The 16,237-nt window shown below is 62.4% G+C and carries 12 protein-coding genes; 7 read left to right on the forward strand and 5 right to left on the reverse strand.

The genetic code is table 11. The features are described 5' to 3' along the window. The first annotated feature begins 27 nt into the window (after positions 1-27). The gene (gene prpF, locus ACREP4_RS05845) at positions 28-1,221 is read left to right on the forward strand and encodes a 2-methylaconitate cis-trans isomerase PrpF (protein ID WP_431595216.1); all 1,194 of its coding nucleotides are present in this window, start codon (positions 28-30) and stop codon (positions 1,219-1,221) included. Positions 1,222-1,310: 89 nt separating this feature from the next. Here the strand turns inward: prpF and ACREP4_RS05850 are convergent, their stop codons facing one another. Further along, on the reverse strand, positions 1,311-3,848 hold the full coding sequence (locus ACREP4_RS05850; RefSeq protein WP_431595217.1) for a penicillin acylase family protein: 2,538 nt from the start codon (positions 3,846-3,848) through the stop codon (positions 1,311-1,313). A gap of 192 nt (positions 3,849-4,040) precedes the next feature. On the opposite strand from ACREP4_RS05850, the gene bfr reads away from it, so the two are divergent. After that, positions 4,041-4,529 carry a bacterioferritin gene (bfr, locus tag ACREP4_RS05855; protein ID WP_431595218.1) on the forward strand — a complete coding sequence of 163 codons (489 nt, stop codon included), beginning with the start codon at positions 4,041-4,043 and terminating at the stop codon, positions 4,527-4,529. A 274-nt stretch (positions 4,530-4,803) separates the two neighbouring features. Here bfr and ACREP4_RS05860 read toward each other — a convergent pair whose 3' ends face one another. Further along, a complete protein-coding gene (locus ACREP4_RS05860; protein WP_431595219.1) occupies positions 4,804-5,460 on the reverse strand; it encodes a thiopurine S-methyltransferase in 657 nt (218 codons plus the stop codon). A gap of 133 nt (positions 5,461-5,593) precedes the next feature. Beyond that, positions 5,594-7,837, reverse strand: coding sequence for a DNA topoisomerase IV subunit A (parC, locus tag ACREP4_RS05865; protein WP_431595220.1), 2,244 nt, complete (start codon positions 7,835-7,837; stop codon positions 5,594-5,596). Positions 7,838-8,048: 211 nt separating this feature from the next. Between parC and ACREP4_RS05870 the strand changes: the two genes are divergently transcribed. The 5 genes from ACREP4_RS05870 to ACREP4_RS05890 all read left to right on the forward strand — a co-directional run bounded on the left by ACREP4_RS05870 (position 8,049) and on the right by ACREP4_RS05890 (position 13,954). Further along, positions 8,049-8,492 (forward strand): MarR family winged helix-turn-helix transcriptional regulator, encoded by a 444-nt coding sequence (locus ACREP4_RS05870; RefSeq protein ID WP_431595221.1) that lies wholly within the window; start codon positions 8,049-8,051, stop codon positions 8,490-8,492. After that, entirely contained in the window at positions 8,489-9,967 is a 1,479-nt protein-coding gene (locus ACREP4_RS05875) for an efflux transporter outer membrane subunit (RefSeq protein WP_431595222.1), read from the forward strand. The genes ACREP4_RS05870 and ACREP4_RS05875 overlap by 4 nt, the downstream gene beginning before the upstream one ends. A gap of 9 nt (positions 9,968-9,976) precedes the next feature. Continuing rightward, positions 9,977-11,158 (forward strand): HlyD family efflux transporter periplasmic adaptor subunit, encoded by a 1,182-nt coding sequence (locus ACREP4_RS05880; protein ID WP_431595223.1) that lies wholly within the window; start codon positions 9,977-9,979, stop codon positions 11,156-11,158. A gap of 7 nt (positions 11,159-11,165) precedes the next feature. After that, positions 11,166-12,728: a DHA2 family efflux MFS transporter permease subunit gene (locus ACREP4_RS05885; RefSeq protein WP_431595224.1), complete on the forward strand. Its 1,563-nt coding sequence runs from the start codon at positions 11,166-11,168 to the stop codon at positions 12,726-12,728. 692 nt (positions 12,729-13,420) lie between these two features. After that, entirely contained in the window at positions 13,421-13,954 is a 534-nt protein-coding gene (locus tag ACREP4_RS05890) for a hypothetical protein (RefSeq protein WP_431595225.1), read from the forward strand. A 144-nt stretch (positions 13,955-14,098) separates the two neighbouring features. On the opposite strand, the gene ACREP4_RS05895 is transcribed toward ACREP4_RS05890, so the two are convergent. Beyond that, complete coding sequence (locus ACREP4_RS05895; RefSeq protein ID WP_431595226.1) at positions 14,099-15,184, reverse strand: protein kinase domain-containing protein; 1,086 nt, start codon at positions 15,182-15,184, stop codon at positions 14,099-14,101. Further along, positions 15,181-16,236, reverse strand: coding sequence for a serine/threonine-protein kinase (locus ACREP4_RS05900; protein ID WP_431595227.1), 1,056 nt, complete (start codon positions 16,234-16,236; stop codon positions 15,181-15,183). The genes ACREP4_RS05895 and ACREP4_RS05900 overlap by 4 nt, the downstream gene beginning before the upstream one ends. Position 16,237 lies beyond the last annotated feature (1 nt).

The following is a 16,237-nucleotide window of genomic DNA, read 5'->3' on the forward strand; positions in this document are numbered from 1 at the left end:
AAACCAACAACCCAAGGGAATCCACCCATGTCCCACATCCCCCAGATCAAAATTCCGGCAACCTACCTGCGCGGCGGTACGTCCAAAGGCGTGTTCTTCCGCCTGGAAGATCTGCCGGCCAGCGCACAACAACCCGGCGTCGCACGTGATCGCCTGCTGCAGCGCGTGATCGGCTCACCCGATCCCTACGCCAAGCACACAGATGGCATGGGCGGTGCCACGTCCAGCACCAGCAAGTGCGTGATCATCTCGCCGAGCAGCAAGCCCGATCACGACGTGGACTATCTCTACGGGCAGGTGTCGATCGACACCGATTTCGTCGACTGGTCCGGCAACTGCGGCAACCTTTCCACTGGCGCAGGTGCGTTCGCCCTGCATGCCGGTTATGTGGATGCGTCGCGCGTGCCGGAGAACGGCATCTGCGTGGTGCGCATCTGGCAGGCCAACATCAACAAAACCATCATTGCGCATGTACCGGTCAGCAATGGTCAGGTGCAGGAGACCGGTGATTTCGAGCTGGATGGCGTGACGTTTCCGGCGGCGGAAATCGTGCTGGAGTTCATCGACCCCGCCGATGACGGCGAAGGCGAGGGCGGCGGTGCGATGTTCCCCACCGGCAATCTGGTGGACGATCTTGAAGTGCCCGGCGTTGGCACGTTGAAGGCGACCATGATCACGGCCGGCATTCCCACGGTGTTCGTCAACGCCGCCGACATCGGCTACACCGGTTGCGAGCTGCAACCGGCAATCAATGAAGACAAGGCGGCATTGACGACGCTGGAGGCCATCCGCGTTGCCGGTGCGTTGCGGATGGGCTTGATCAAGGCGCCGGAAGAAGCACTCAAGCGCCAGCACACGCCTAAAGTGGCCTTTGTCGCGCCACCACAGGACTATGTGTCCAGCGCCAACAAGCAGATCCACGCCGCCGATATCGACCTCAACGCGCGCGCCATGTCGATGGGCAAGCTGCACCACGCGATGATGGGCACCGCCTCGGTCGCCATCGCTACGGCAGCCGCAGTGCCGGGCACGCTGGTCAACCTCGCTGCTGGCGGCGGTCGGCGCGATGCGGTGCGTTTCGGTCATCCGTCCGGCACCTTGGGCGTTGGTGCTGCGGTCGCACTGGTTGATGGACAGTGGACGGTCACCAAGGCGGTGATGAGCCGCAGTGCCCGCATTCTGATGGAAGGCTGGGTGCGCGTGCCGGGCGACGCGTTCTGAGCAAGTGGCCTGTAGTGCCGAGCCATGCTCGGCAGAAGCTTTACGGGTAGCGCCTCAGCGGAGCATGGCTCCGCTCTACAACCGCGGCATTATCTCGGCTGCAAGGTGAGCTTGTGTTTGGCTGCGCCCGGCAGGAACGGTGTGGGTTTGCCTTGCACCCAATCGTCATGGCCTGCGCCCCAGAACGGTGACAAGGGATGACCGCTCTGGCCACCGGGCATGTGCACGATGCCGTCGGCTTCGTGGCCGGGTGATACCACCATGCGTTCGGATGCGCCGAATGATGGCCCTTGCACGCGCGGCATATTGTTGTCGCCGGGCAAGGGCTCGCGCGGCATGCACAGCCAACGTTTGAACAGCACCGGCAAGGCGCGCGAAACCGGATGGCAGATGGCGGCGGTGTTGCGCTCGCCCCAGCTGCGTTGGCTCAAGTCCGGTCCTTGCTCGGCGAGATCACGTTCCAGTTGCAAGGCACTGTCCGCCAGCAAGGCATCCCAGCTATCGAACTGCGGTGGCAGCAGATGGGCGGGGCGTTCGTTCAACAGCGGCCAGACCACACCTTCCAACTGCGGCAGATTGGGGGCGACAAACGGCTCGCCGAGCGCCTGCTTGGCCGGTTCCAGCAGTGCAGTCTGCAGCGTATCCAACGTGATGCCACGGAAGCCGCGTGCCATGCGGTAGCTCACCGAATCGACACTGGCGTGGCCCTGCCATTCGCGGCTGACAGCTTCCAGACGCTTCAATGCGGGATCGTCGCTGTGCTCCAGTGTCTGTCGCATCAGCTTCCACCAGCGCTCCATCAACAGGGCGCGGTCATCGAGCTGGATCGCCAGCAGGTCGCGTTCGGTGAAGCGTTCGCGCGCGAACAGACCATCGCGAATCTGCTTGGCACGCGCGCCGAAGTCATAGCCGCCATCGCCGGCAACGGAGAGGGCTTCGCCATCGAGCACGCGGGTGTTGGCGGTCCACAGGCGGTGGTCGGTTGGGTCGATCAACGCGGGCGCGTGATCGGTGCGCAGCGTCCACGGCTGGCAGGGCGCGCTGGCGCCTTCAACGGGAGCAGCGTCTGGTGCATTGGCGATGCCACCCACATTGCAGTTGCCGCTGCGATCCGGGCGAGCGCCGATCAGCCGCCAGGCAATGCGCCCTTTGCGGTCACCCACCAGCAGGTTCTGCGCGGGAATGCCGGAGCGATCGGCAACGGCCAACGCTGCGTCGAGATCGGCCGCTTTGGCCATGTCGGCGAACTCCAGCTTCACCGCGCCTTGCAGCTGGCCCACCCAACGCAACGCCAGCAGGCTGCCATCTGCGTTTTCTTCGGTCACCGGGCCCCAGTTGCTATCGCGCACAACAAGGGTTTCCGGCGATTGGCCGGCCACGGCGATGGTTTCGTTGTGGCTGCGCAGCGGCGTACCGGCCGGCAGCCACGCGTAGTCAGCGGTATCGATGTAGCTGTTGGTGAAGGCCCAGGCCACGCGCGTATTACTGCCGACAATCACCGCCGGCAAGCCGGGCAGGGTGAAGCCCGTTACATCGACCTTGCCTTCCGGTGCGGTGGGCTCGGTGTAGCGCAACCGCGCGCGGAACCAGATGTTCGGCGCACGCAGTCCCAGATGCATGTCGTCGGCGATGATCGCCCGACCATCGGCGGTGAGTGCGCCAGCCACCGCAAAGTTGTTGCTGCCTGCAAAGTATTCGGCCGCCACCGGCGGCCCACCGATGCCTCTCTCCCGCCCAGCGGGAGAGAGGGGGACCATCTGCAGAGCAGATGGTGGAGTGAGGGCAAACGAGGCCCCAACAGTAGGCGGCCCACCGATGCCTCTCTCCCGCTCAGCGGGAGAGAGGGGGACCACTTGCGAAGCAGGTGGTGGAGTGAGGGCAGCGGACTTGTCGACCGCTTCTGCGTCTTTCAGCAATGCACGCAGATCCAGCGTGGCCGCATCCGGCAAAACAGCATTCCCCCTGGGCTGCCCAAACAACGGCGCATCCCACTCGCTGCCGTCATGCGCCAGCAACGCATACAAAGCGGGTGGAACCACGTCGCGAATACGCGCCAGTGCAAGTTCGCGGGTGTTGCTCGGGTCTTGAAGATCGGCATACATCGCCAGCCCGGTCAGCACCGAGTCCTCCAGCTCCCACGGGCGCGGTTGCTGACGCAGCAGCAAGTAGGGCCACGGGCGTACCGGCAAAGCGGCCAGCCCGGCGTTGACGCCGTCGCGATAGGCCTGCACGGTGGCGCGCTTGCTGCCCAATGCGGCGTCCAGGTTTTCGACAGTACGCGCGCGCAGCCGGTGCAGGCGCATCCTGCGGTCCAGTGGCAGGGCATCGGGGCCGAACAACTCGGACAACTCGCCTGCGGCCGAGCGCCGCATCAGGTCCATTTCAAAGAAGCGTTCCTGCGCGTGGACATACCCGAGCGCGCGCGCCATGTCGGCTTCGTTGGCGGCCTCGACGCTGAGCACGCCATTGGCGTCGCGGTCGATGCTGACCGGCGCAGACAAGCCCGGCAGAACCAGTTCCCCATCCAACTGGGCCAGACTGCCCCGTAGCAGCATCCAGACCACAAGCAGCGACAACAACAGCAGTCCCAGCACGACTCCCAGCACACGCAGCAGCCAACGCAGCACAGGCCTACCCCCGGTAGCGGTCAGTGCGGCCGATTGTAGACAGGTTGTGAAGATGGCGTGTGGCAGCCGGTGCGGTGCGTTGGAAGGGCCGCTTGGGTGAAGCTGGTATCGCAAGTGAAAGTGATTCCGATTAGATCATTGCTGTGCCAGATGGGGCACCCTATGCCCATTCGAACCATCAGGAGCACCCCCATGCAGGGCAAACCCGAAGTCATTGAATGCCTGAAAGAGCTGCTGCGCGGCGAGTTGGCTGCGCGTGACCAGTACTTCATCCATTCCCGACGTTATGAAGATCAGGGCCTGCTGGCGCTGTACGAGCGCATTGGCCACGAGATGGAAGAGGAGACCGAGCACGCCGATGCGCTGCTGCGTCGCATCCTGTTCCTGGGTGGCAATCCGGACATGCGTCCGCACGGCTTCGAGCCGGGTGTGACGGTGATGGAAATGCTGGAGAAGGATCTGCAGGTGGAATACCAGGTGCGTGCCAATCTGGCCGCCGGTGTGAAGCTGTGCGAGACGCACGGCGATTACGTCAGCCGCGACATCCTGATCGCGCAGTTGCGTGACACCGAAGAAGACCATGCTTGGTGGCTGGAGCAGCAGCTGAGCTTGATCAAGCGGATCGGTTTGGAGCTGTATCAAGTCAGCAAGATGGATGCCAAAGGCACCCCGGCGCATTGACCTGGCAGGCTTGAGCGAAGAAGGGCGGCGAAAGCCGCCCTTCTTTGTTGGAGACGTTTTTGTTTCCAGGGATCGGAGCTGCTTTCACTGCTGATCACGCAGAGCGGCCCTCCAGAGCGGCCCTCACCCCTCAGGTAGAGCGGCCCTCACCCCAACCCCTCTCCCGTTTACGGGAGAGGGGCTAACGCACTACGAGCCGACGCACTCTGAGCCCCTCTCCCGCACGCGGGAGAGGGGTTGGGGGTGAGGGCAGGCTTTGGGCTTCAGGCGGTTCTCAGCCGTGCTTCAACCTGTACACCGCCGTCGACAACGCGCTAACGCCCTGCGCGCGGAAGTCCGGTTGCTGGTCGAGGATGTCGCGTCGTTCCAATAACGCGGCCTGCCACGGTGCAGTGAACAGTTGCTCGACGTCGGCCTGATCCACCGAGAACGGTGGGCCCTGCTTTTCATCCTGCGGGTATTCCAGGGTGATCAATACGCCCTGGCAGCCGCTTGGCAGCCGTGCGTACAGGGTGTCGCGGTACTGCTGGCGCAACGGTGGTGGCAACGCGATCAACGCGGCGCGGTCGTAGACGCCGGCAATGTCGGCCAGCAGGGTTTCGTCCAGTGCAAACGCATCGCCGCAGATGATTTCGATGGGGCCGGCGCTGTAATGCTCACCGAACGCACTGCGATGGCGTTGCGGGATGAGGCCGGCTTCGGCGAAGAACTGCTCCGCCGCCAGCGATGACAATTCCACCCCCAGCACGCGGTGGCCCTGTGCGGCCAGCCAGTGCATGTCCAGCGTCTTGCCGCAGAGCGGAACCAGCACGCGGCTACCGGCCGGTAGTTCCAGCGAGGGCCAGTGCTTCTGCAGCAGCGGCATCACCTCGCTGCGATGGAAGCCGATCTGTCCGTCCTGCCAGCGTTGAAGCCAGAAATCGGGGTGCATGGGGAATCTCCGTTGTCTCGTAGGCTGGGATGAAATCCCAGCGGGGGGATCGACGATGCAGCGCTGGGATTTCATCCCAGCCTACGAAAAATAGAAGGCCGGGCATTTGCCCGGCCTTCCGTATCCTGCGGTCTTACTGAACTTCCAGGCCTTCGACTTTCTGCCACCCGCGCGGCAACAAATGCCCGCGTGTTGCCCTGGTTCCCAGATACGTCTCCAGATCCTTGAACGACAGGTTCATCGTGCGTTGACCGCTGCGCACCAGCAAGGTGTTGCCCGGGCTTACCGCCACCACCGCCACCACGCGCTCGGTGGAGAGCTTGGCCTTGGGGATCTCGATGATCTTGTTGCCCTTGCCCTTGTCCAGCTCGGGCAGGTCGCTGGCCGGAATCGCCAGCATGTTGCCGGCGCTGGTGACGGCGACGATGCGGTCGGTTTCCACATTGGCAACCGTGGACGGCGACAACACCGCCGAACCGGTGGACAGGTTGAGCATGGCCTTGCCGGCCTTGTTGCGGCCCACCAGGTTCTCGAAGCGGGTGACGAAGCCGTAGCCGTGCGACGAGGCCAGCACGAAGCGGGTGTTGTTGTCGCCGCTGGCGATGGTGACGAAGGACGTGCCCGATGCCGGCGAGAAGCGGCCGGTCAGCGGTTCGCCGTTGCCGCGCGCCGAGGGCAGCGTGTGCACCGGCGTGGAGTAGGCGCGGCCGTCACTGTCGAGGAAGGCGACCTGTTGCGTGCTGCGGGTACGCGTGGCCGCAAGCAGGCGGTCGCCGTCGCGGTAGGAGAGGGTGGAACCGTCCACGTCGTGGCCCTTGGCGGCACGCACCCAACCCTTCTCCGACAACACCACGGTCATCGGTTCGCTGGCGACCAGTTCGGTTTCGTCGATGGCCTGTGCGGCGCCACGCTGCACCAGCGGCGAGCGGCGCTCGTCGCCGAACTTCTTGGCGTCGGCCTGCAGCTCGTCCCTGACCAGCTTCTTCAACTTGGCGGTGCTCTGCAGGATAGACAGAATCTTGTCGCGCTCCTTGGCCAGCTCATCCTGCTCGCCACGGATCTTCATTTCTTCCAGGCGCGCCAGCTGTTTCAGCTTGGTGTCGAGGATGTAATCGGCCTGGTCTTCGCTCAGCTCGAAGCGTGCGATCAACGCACCCTTGGCATCGTCCTCGGTGCGGATGATGCGGATCACTTCATCCAGGTTGAGGAACGCCACCAGCAAGCCTTCCAACAGGTGCAGGCGGCGCTCGACCTTCTGCAGGCGATGGTTGAGGCGACGGGTAACGGTGTCCTGACGGAAGCGCAGCCATTCGCTGAGCAGCATCTTCAGGTTCTTGACCTGCGGACGCCCGTCCAGGCCGATGACGTTGAGGTTGACGCGGAAGCTGCGCTCCAGGTCGGTGATGGCAAACAGGTGGCCCATCAACTGGTCGGCATCGACGCGGTTGGAGCGCGGCATCAACACCACGCGCACCGGGTTGGCGTGATCGGATTCGTCGCGGATGTCTTCCAGCCACGGCAGCTTCTTGGCGCGCATCTGTGCGGCGATCTGCTCGATCACCTTGGATGGCGAGACCTGGTGCGGCAGCGCGGTGACCACGATGTTGCTGCCTTCCTTGATGAAGGTAGCGCGGGCACGGATGCTGCCGTAGCCGGTTTCGTAGATGTTCCGCAGGTCCGCTGCCGGGGTGATGATCTCGGCGCTGGTCGGGTAGTCCGGGCCCTTCACGTGCTCGCACAATTCGGCGATGGTGGCGTCCGGGTCGTCGATCAGGTGCAGCAGCGCGCTGACGATTTCATTGAGGTTGTGCGGCGGAACGTCGGTGGCCATGCCCACGGCGATGCCGGTGGTGCCGTTGAGCAGCAGGTGCGGCAGGCGCGCCGGCATCCAGCTGGGTTCTTCCAGGGTGCCGTCGAAGTTGGGCGTCCAGTCCACGGTGCCCTGGCCCAGCTCGCCCAGCAGCACTTCGGCGATCGGGGTGAGCTTGGATTCGGTGTAACGCATGGCCGCGAACGACTTGGGGTCGTCGCTGGAGCCGAAGTTGCCCTGGCCCTCGATCAGCGGATAGCGGTACGAGAACGGCTGCGCCATCAGCACCAGCGCTTCATAGCAGGCGCTGTCGCCGTGCGGGTGGTACTTACCGATCACGTCACCGACGGTGCGTGCGGATTTCTTGGGCTTGGCCGAGGCGCTGAGCCCCAGTTCGCTCATCGAATAGATGATGCGGCGCTGCACCGGCTTGAGCCCGTCGCCGATGAACGGCAGGGCGCGGTCCAGCACCACATACATGGAATAGTCGAGATAGGCGCGTTCAGCGTACTCGCGCAGCGGCTGCTGTTCGAAGCCGTGGAAGGCTGGGCGTGCGAGGTCGGTCATTGCGGGTGGTGCTACCTGTAAACGTGAAGCCGCGGCGTGGCTGCCGGCTTCCAGCCTGCCGATTATCCGGATGGCGGCGGGGATGCCAAGCCGGATGCGACCTGCGGGGAGTGGCGGGGCGTGATTCTGTTCAAATGTGTAACACTGAATTCAGTTCTTGTTGGAAATATTCCATGGAGAATATTTCCAGTTGGAAATAATATAGCGCCCCATGAACGATCCCCTTCCCATGCCGCCGAGCTTTGGTCTGTTGCTCCGGCAGGTCCGCGATGGCCTTGTCCGGCAACTGGACATTGCCATGCGCGAGGAAGACCTCGGCATCGGCTTCACCCATTACCTCGGCCTCAAGGCCCTGTCCTGCAAGGCGCCCTGCACGGCGGCGGAGCTGGGCAATGCCATCGACCAGGTGCCCAGCGCGGTGACCCGCCTGCTGGACCGGCTGGAAGAGCTGGGCTGCGTGCGCCGCGAACCCCACATCCAGGACCGCCGCGCCCTGCAGATCGTCTTGACCGATGAAGGCCGCGCGCTGTGGCTGCGCCTCAAGTCGCGCGGTGACCAGGTGATTGATCTGGCCATGCACGACCTGGACCGCGCCGAGCGCGATCAGTTGTTCTCCCTGCTCACCCGCGTACGCGACTCACTCTCACCCCCATGAAAACTTCCCCCATTCGTTTGTCCCGCCCGCTGTTGGTGGGTGCTTTGGCGTTGGCGCTCGCCGCCTGCGCCAGCAGCCGTGGGCTGCAACCGCAAGGACGCCTGCTCGATGCCGACAGCCTGCACGCTGGCCAGACATTGGCTGGCAGCGGACTCAGTGCCTCCGGTTTTCCTGCTGCCGACTGGTGGCGCGCGCTGGGCGATGCCCAGCTTGATGCGCTGGTCGAGGAAGGCCTGCGCAACAGCCCGTCGCTGGACATCGCCGATGCGCGCCTGCGGCAAGCGCGAGCGCAGGTGGCCGGTGCACAGGCCGACCGCCTGCCCAGCCTGTCGGTGTCGCCGGGTTACACCGGCATGCGCCTGCCCGAATCCATGCTCGGTGACGAGGCCGGCGGTCACTATGCCGGCAGCGTGCAGGCCGTGTTGAACTTCAGCTACGGCGTGGACCTGTGGGGCGGCAAACGCGCTACGTGGGAAGCCGCTGTGGACAGCAACCATGCCGCCACGGTGGATGCGCAGGCGGCACGTCTGGACCTGTCCACCGGCATCGTCCAGGCCTATCTGGAATTGGCCCACGCGTGGGAACTGCAGCACGTTGCCAATGACGAACTGGCGCGTGCCGACAAAACCCTGTCGCTGACCCGCCAGCGCCGCAGCGCCGGCATCGACAGCGAGTTGCAGGTGCGTCAGGCCGAAGCGCGTCTGCCGGTTGCCAAGCAACAACAACTGGCCGCGCAGCAGCAGATGGATGCCGCCCGCAACGCGCTGGCCGCGCTGCTTGGGCAGGGCCCGGATCGCGGTTTGCAGATCGCCCAACCGCAGCCGCTGAATCCGCTGGCGCTGCAGTTGCCGGGCGTGTTGCCCAGCGAGCTGTTGGGCCGTCGCCCGGACATCGTTGCCGCGCGTTGGCGAGTGGAAGCGGCCGGCCGTCAGATTGATGCGGCCAAGGCGCGCTTCTATCCCAGCCTCAACCTCACCGCATTGGGCGGCGTGGTGTCCAAGGACATCGGCAGCCTGCTCGAAAGCGGCTCCACCTTCGGCATCCTCGCCCCGGCACTGAGCCTGCCGATCTTCGACGGCGGCCGCCTACGTGCTGGACTTGCCACACGCGATGCCGATTACGACCTGGCTGTTTCCAGCTACAACCGCGCCGTGGTCGATGCCCTGCGCGACGTGGCCGACCAGGTCAACGCGGTGCGCTCGCTGACCACGCAGGTGGAAACCCAGCAGCAGGCGATGTCCATCGCGCAGGCCGCATACGAGCTGGCGCAGCAGCGTTACCGCGCCGGCATCGGCAATTACCTGGACGTGCTCAGCACCCAGGACCTGCTGCTGCAGGCCCAGCAGCGGTTGAGCAATCTGCAGTCGCAGCGGCTGCTGTCCAGCGTGCGCTTGAGCGCAGCCCTTGGCGGCGGCTTCCAGCCTGCCGACAACGCGCTGCCGGTCGCCGTTGAATCTGATACCACGCATTCCTGAGAACTCCTGATGAGCCAGACTTCCTCCCCCGAAGCGGCAACCGCCGCCCCCAGCCGTCGCGGCAAATTGCTGCGCGGTTTGTTCCTGATCGTGGTGATCCTGCTTGCCGCGTTTGTCGCGTGGTATTACCTCATCGGCCGTTGGGCCGAAGAGACCGATGACGCCTATGTGGTCGGCAACCAGGTGCAGATCACGCCGCTGATCGCCGGCACCGTGGTGGCCATCGCCGCTGATGACGGCATGAAGGTCGAGCAGGGTCAGCTGCTGGTGCAGCTGGATCCATCCGACACCGAAGTGGCGATGCAGCAGGCGCAGGCCAACCTGGCCCGCACCGTGCGCCAGGTGCGCGGCATGTACCGCAGCGTTGAAGGCGCGCAGGCCGACCTCAATGCGCGTCAGGTCGCCCTCAAGCGGAGCCGCGATGACTTCATGCGGCGTAAGGATCTGGCCGCCACCGGCGCCATCTCCAACGAAGAACTCGCCCATGCGCGTGACGAGCTGGCCGCTGCCGAAGCCTCGGTTGCCGGTTCGCGCGAAACCGTGGAGCGCAGCCGCGCGCTGGTCGATGACACCGTCATCGCCACCCAGCCGGACGTGCAGGCCGCTGCCGCGCAGCTGCGTCAGGCGTACTTGAACCATGCCCGCGCCGGCATCGTCGCGCCGGTCACCGGTTATGTGGCGCGTCGTTCGGTGCAGGTGGGCCAGCGCGTGCAACCCGGCGCTGCATTGATGGCGGTGGTGCCGACCGAACAGATGTGGGTGGAAGCCAACTTCAAGGAAACCCAGCTGCGGCACATGCGCCTGGGCCAGGCAGTGGAGCTGCGCTCGGACCTGTACGGCGGCGATGTGACCTACACCGGCCAGATCACCAGCCTCGGTCTCGGCACCGGTTCGGCGTTCTCGCTGCTGCCGGCGCAGAACGCCAGCGGCAACTGGATCAAGATCGTGCAGCGCGTGCCGGTGCGCATCGCCATCGACGCCAAGCAACTTGCCGAACACCCGCTGCGCATTGGTCTGTCGATGAAGGCCGACGTGAACCTGCATGACCAGAAGGGCACGGTGCTGCCGGTCGATGCGGCCAAGGGCACGGTGTACGGCACCGAGGTGTACGCCCGCCAATTGCAGGACGCTGACGCGCTGATCCACACCATCATCCAGGGCAACCTGCCATCGTCGGCACGCGCCAGCTGAGGTCACCATGTCCGCTCAAGCTCCCACCGCACCCGCCGCTCCTGCGGTTGGTGCTGGGCCGGCCAATGTAGCCCTGTGCACGGCCGGCCTGGCGCTGGCCTCGTTCATGCAGGTGCTCGACACCACCATCGCCAACGTGTCGCTGCCGACCATCGCCGGCAACCTCGGCGCCAGCTCACAGCAGGCGACGTGGGTCATCACCTCGTTCGCGGTCAGCACCGCCATCGCACTGCCGCTGACCGGTTGGCTGAGCCGTCGCTTCGGCGAGGTCAAATTGTTCATCTGGGCGACGATTGCCTTCTCCATCGCCTCGCTGCTGTGCGGTATCGCGCAGAGCATGGGCATGTTGGTGGTATCGCGCGCGCTGCAGGGGTTTGTCGCCGGCCCGATGTACCCGATCACCCAATCACTGCTGGTGTCGATCTACCCGCGAGAGAAACGCGGGCAGGCGTTGGCGCTGTTGGCGATGATCACCGTGGTCGCGCCCATCGCCGGGCCGATCCTCGGTGGCTGGATCACCGATAACTACAGCTGGGAATGGATCTTCCTGATCAACGTACCGCTGGGCGTGATTGCCGCGGTCATCGTTGGTGGCCAGCTGCGGCACCGCGTGGAGCAGGTCGAAAAACCCAAGATGGATTACGTCGGCCTGGTCACCCTGGTGATCGGCGTCGGCTGCCTGCAGTTGCTGCTGGATCTGGGCAACGAAGAGGACTGGTTCGCTTCAACCAAGATCGTGGTGCTGACCTGCGTTTCGGTGGTGTCGCTGGCGGTGTTCTTGATTTGGGAGCTGACCGACAAAGATCCCATCGTCGACCTGCGTCTGCTGCGCCATCGCAACTTCCGCGCGGGCACGCTGGCGATGATTGTCGGTTACGCCGCGTTCTTCTCGGTGGCGTTGATGATTCCGCAGTGGTTGCAGCGTGACATGGGCTACACCGCCATCTGGGCGGGCCTGGCCACCGCACCGCTGGGATTCCTGCCGATCCTGTTGGCACCGATGCTGGGCAAGTTCGGGCATAAGTTCGATATGCGCATGTTGGCGACGATTGCGTTCTTCGTGTTGTCGATGACCAGCTTCCTGCGTTCGGGGTTCAACCTGCAGGTGGACTTTGCGCATGTGGCTGGTGTGCAGTTGTTGATGGGCATGGGCTTGGCCTTGTTCTTCATGCCGGTGCTGCAGATTCTGCTGTCCGATCTGGAAGGCCGCGAAGTGGCGGCCGGTTCGGGGTTGGCGACCTTCCTGCGCACCCTGGGCGGCAGCTTCGCCGCATCGTTGACCACCTGGTTGTGGGCACGGCGCACCCAGGAACATCACGCCGGCCTGACCGAGCACATTTCGCTTTACGACCCGGGCATGCGCGAGCAGGTCACGGCGATGGGGCAGGGCGACCTGCAACACGGCGCGGCGGTGCTCGACAACATGATCGTCCACCAGGCATCGCAGATGGGCTTCAACGACATCTTCCTGCTGCTGGGTTGGGTGTTCCTCGCAGTCATCATCTTCGTGTGGATGGCCAAGCCACCGTTCGGTGCTGGCGGTGGCGCGGCGGCTGCGGGCGGGCATTGAGTGCCGCGGACCTGCGCTGCATTGGTAGAGCGGGGCCATGCTCCGCTGAGGTGTTACCGGTGAAGCCTCTGCCGAGCATGGCTCGGCAGAGGGCGCGGCACTACAGCCGCAATCTTCAAATCGCAGGCATGAAAAAACCCGCTTTCGCGGGTTTTTTCATTCTTGAGTCATGGTGCCCAGGAGAGGACTGGCGCTCTACCGGTCACTCCTTCTTATGTCATTGATTTATATGGTGGCATCTTGGAGTTTGGTTCCCAGATGTCACACGCCATAGTCACATATCGACATGGGCTTAGCTATGGGTGGTTCACCTTCTATTGCGAGGTTTTTTGGTTCGTGGTGGCTTGTTCAGTCCTAAGTGACAGAAGACCCGACGAACCTGGGTGGCGGTCCATAGCGAGCCTCGTCTGGTTGGCCAACCTTCGGCGTTGAGCCATTCGGCGTACTGCGTATCGGTCATCCCCTGTTGCTGTCTGGAGGCGTCCAAGAGCATTTCGGCGGTACGCATGGCATAGGCATGGGCAAGCGCTCGTCGCTTTGTGTTGGCGCAAGCAGTGTCTTCGTTTCGGACCGTCTTAAGGTTCGGATTGCCTCCGGGCCTTGCCATTCTGCTTCCTCTAATTGCGAAATGTAATATTGCAATACAAATACTTCACGAGAGCGTAAAAACGCAATGCTCCGCGAGGAACGCAATGGAAGACTGGGAATACGAAGCAAGACAAACCGAATTGCAGAAGGGGCTAGCAAGCCACTTCCTTCAGGACGATTACAACGCCTTCATCACCCTGACCTTCGAGTCGGAAGGGGCGGTCAGCTATGGCCACGCCGAGAAGACTTTCGGTCGCTTCATGCATGCGCTCCGGTGCAGCCTGTTCAAGGAAAGATGCACGTACAGGATGCCCTTGGTTCCAGTCATTGAAAGTTATCCGGGGAGGCCGTTGTGCAGCGGCTCCCCGCATGACCCAATCGAACGGACTCATATCCATTGTTGCATCAAGCTACCCGGAAATCCTCTGGACCATAAGGAATTGGTCCGGAAGATGTGGCTTGGTGCGGGCGGAGTATGCGGTGACCCACATGTCCACGACCGAGATGGTGACAAGTGGTTCATTGGTATTGCAACGCCTGTCGCAATGAGGAGGTACGTCAACTACTCATTGAAGCAGTGCTGTTTCGACCATCAGCCTGTGCTCTGGAACTTTGCGCGCAAGATTCGGACTGCTTGATTAGCCGCTAGACGGCTTCCCTGCGGAGCGCCAGAGTCAAGGTTGTACATCGCTGAAGTCGTTGGAGCTGGGGATTGGCTGCCCCAGCCCTTGACTACACTATTGTCAAAACAATCACCCAAAGCGCGATGAACCGCGTTAGTGCTATGCCTTGACCAGTGAGTTCAACTTCACGACCGGGTATGCCCTGTGTGCTCCACCACCTTCATAGCTTGAGAACAGCACCTCATCTCCAGCTTGCAGAGGTTCCGGCCCGTAGCAACTATCGATATGGAAGAAGACATCATCACCATCGGTGCGAATGAACCCGTACTTGCCGTAGTCGATTCGCTTGACCACACCAGTCCTACGAGGAGAAGAGTTGTAGTAGAGGTCGCCACAACTCTTCACCAACTGGTCAGCAGTCGGCCGAGCCTGAGGTTCCTTTTGCATGCACCTGAGTGCCAACGCCAGTACTTCTTTGGATAAAGGGGAGAACTGGGGATTCTTGGACAAGAATGCCGGTACTGAAGGAGTATCCGCGGCTAAAATACTCTTTACGGCACGAAGACCCGTTCCGTAAGGAGGGGCACCAGTCAGTAAGTGGAACATCATCGCGCCAATCGACCAGATATCGGCCGGATGCCCAACCAGCTCCGGAGAGTCAATGGCTTCTGGCGCCATGTAAGGAAGTGCTCCAACCGCAGTTTGAGACATCGACAAACTCGTGTCTCCGCCTGCTACCGCCTCGTCTATTTCCTCCTGAGCCAGCTTTGCGATACCGAAATCAGTTACCTTCACTGCGGCAAGACTGTAGTCACCAACCACCATGACATTGGATGGCTTCAAATCACGATGAATGACGCCTGCGTGATGAGCTGCAGCTACACCCTTAGCGAGATGGTGAAAAACGCGAGCAGCCAGATAAGGGTCTAAAAACTGCGTCCTTCTCAGAAGAGCCTTGGACAAATCTTCGCCATCCACCAGCTCCTCAATTAAAAAACGGTCATCTCCATCACGAACGTAGTCCAAAGTCTTAGCGACACTAGGGTGATTCACCCTAGCCGCCACGATGGCACTTCGACGGAACCTCTTCGTTGAAGAACGATTCTTTGGAGTCTTAAGCGCCACGGCTCGCTCCATCAGACTATCGTACGCTTCATAGACGTACTGCATACCTCCTTCGTCAATATAGCGCACGACCTTGTAGCGGCCGCCAATCAGCTGCCCAACCACCAACGTTCCGCTCACAGGACTACCTCCGGAGAGGAAAGGTCAAAGGTAATGTATCGGCGACGACTCCCCATCATTGGCCCACCCAAAGCAATGACGCAGGAGCCAGGAAGGACCTGCCCCACGAAGGGGACCTTATTATTGATGTGCACGTCCCCCTGTAAAGCCTGTACTACAAAATCCAGACCATCGTAGTGAATCGTGATGCCCCCCATGTTTGGAAGGCTTGCCACGACCGTGCCGTTCCCAGCATTTAGATAAGAGGGTGCCTGTTCGTAGACAAGAAGCCCCTGATGACGGTTTACCAAAAGATGGCGAGAGAGGAGATGCACCACGACCTCCATACTGGGTCGGTCTGCAGGGTTCTGCGAAAGACACTGACAGAGAATAGCTCTCACATCAGGCGCAAGGCCCGCAAAGATGCTGTCAAGAACGCCAGTCGGAGGCGAGGCAGGAGGAGCTGCCATCAACTCTTCCGGCAAACCTCGCGCTGCCAAAAACACCGCAGTTGCACCGAATGCGTAAACATCAACCGCTGACGTAAATTCGACCACATCGCAATACAGCTCGGGAGCAGCGAACCCCCTAGTACCCACGAAGCCCATGGTAGATGCCTCGCTCCCTTCATTCCGCGCCAAGCCGAAATCGAAGATTTTCACGACCCCTTCATCGTCCAACTTCATGTTGTTCGGCTTGATATCCCGATGAATGATGTCCTCAGCGTGGATGTCCCTTATTCCTGCGGCAATCTGCCACAACTGCCTAGTCAGCTGATGAGAATCGGTAGCGGCTGTGGCTTCGTTCATAAGGTCATCGCCACCTATGAACTCCTGCACAATTGCGACAGCGCCATTCTCGAGTTGTAGCAGGTCATAAACCTGCACAACATGCTTAGACCGGAGTTTCAGCAAAGCACGGACTTCGTCGAGCATTCTTCGTTGCTCCACCCCGCTCTGCACAATCTTCACCGCAACGGGACGACTCAGTATTTCATCCTGACACGGATACACATCCCCCATTCCTCCCTTGAGAACGCCCCCCAAGACCGTGTAGCGCTCCCCGAATGCCATG

It is taken from the genome of Stenotrophomonas sp., assembly GCF_050737575.1.
Taxonomy (GTDB): Bacteria; Pseudomonadota; Gammaproteobacteria; order Xanthomonadales; family Xanthomonadaceae; genus Stenotrophomonas.

Coding starts and splice junctions, on each gene's coding strand:
- ACREP4_RS05900 (WP_431595227.1), bottom strand. CDS start 16,236: ATGGCATTCGGGGAGCGCTACACGGTCTTGGGGGGCGTTCTCAAGGGA.
- ACREP4_RS05880 (WP_431595223.1), top strand. CDS start 9,977: ATGAGCCAGACTTCCTCCCCCGAAGCGGCAACCGCCGCCCCCAGCCGT.
- bfr (WP_431595218.1), top strand. CDS start 4,041: ATGCAGGGCAAACCCGAAGTCATTGAATGCCTGAAAGAGCTGCTGCGC.
- ACREP4_RS05885 (WP_431595224.1), top strand. CDS start 11,166: ATGTCCGCTCAAGCTCCCACCGCACCCGCCGCTCCTGCGGTTGGTGCT.
- ACREP4_RS05875 (WP_431595222.1), top strand. CDS start 8,489: ATGAAAACTTCCCCCATTCGTTTGTCCCGCCCGCTGTTGGTGGGTGCT.
- ACREP4_RS05890 (WP_431595225.1), top strand. CDS start 13,421: ATGGAAGACTGGGAATACGAAGCAAGACAAACCGAATTGCAGAAGGGG.
- ACREP4_RS05870 (WP_431595221.1), top strand. CDS start 8,049: ATGAACGATCCCCTTCCCATGCCGCCGAGCTTTGGTCTGTTGCTCCGG.
- parC (WP_431595220.1), bottom strand. CDS start 7,837: ATGACCGACCTCGCACGCCCAGCCTTCCACGGCTTCGAACAGCAGCCG.
- ACREP4_RS05860 (WP_431595219.1), bottom strand. CDS start 5,460: ATGCACCCCGATTTCTGGCTTCAACGCTGGCAGGACGGACAGATCGGC.
- prpF (WP_431595216.1), top strand. CDS start 28: ATGTCCCACATCCCCCAGATCAAAATTCCGGCAACCTACCTGCGCGGC.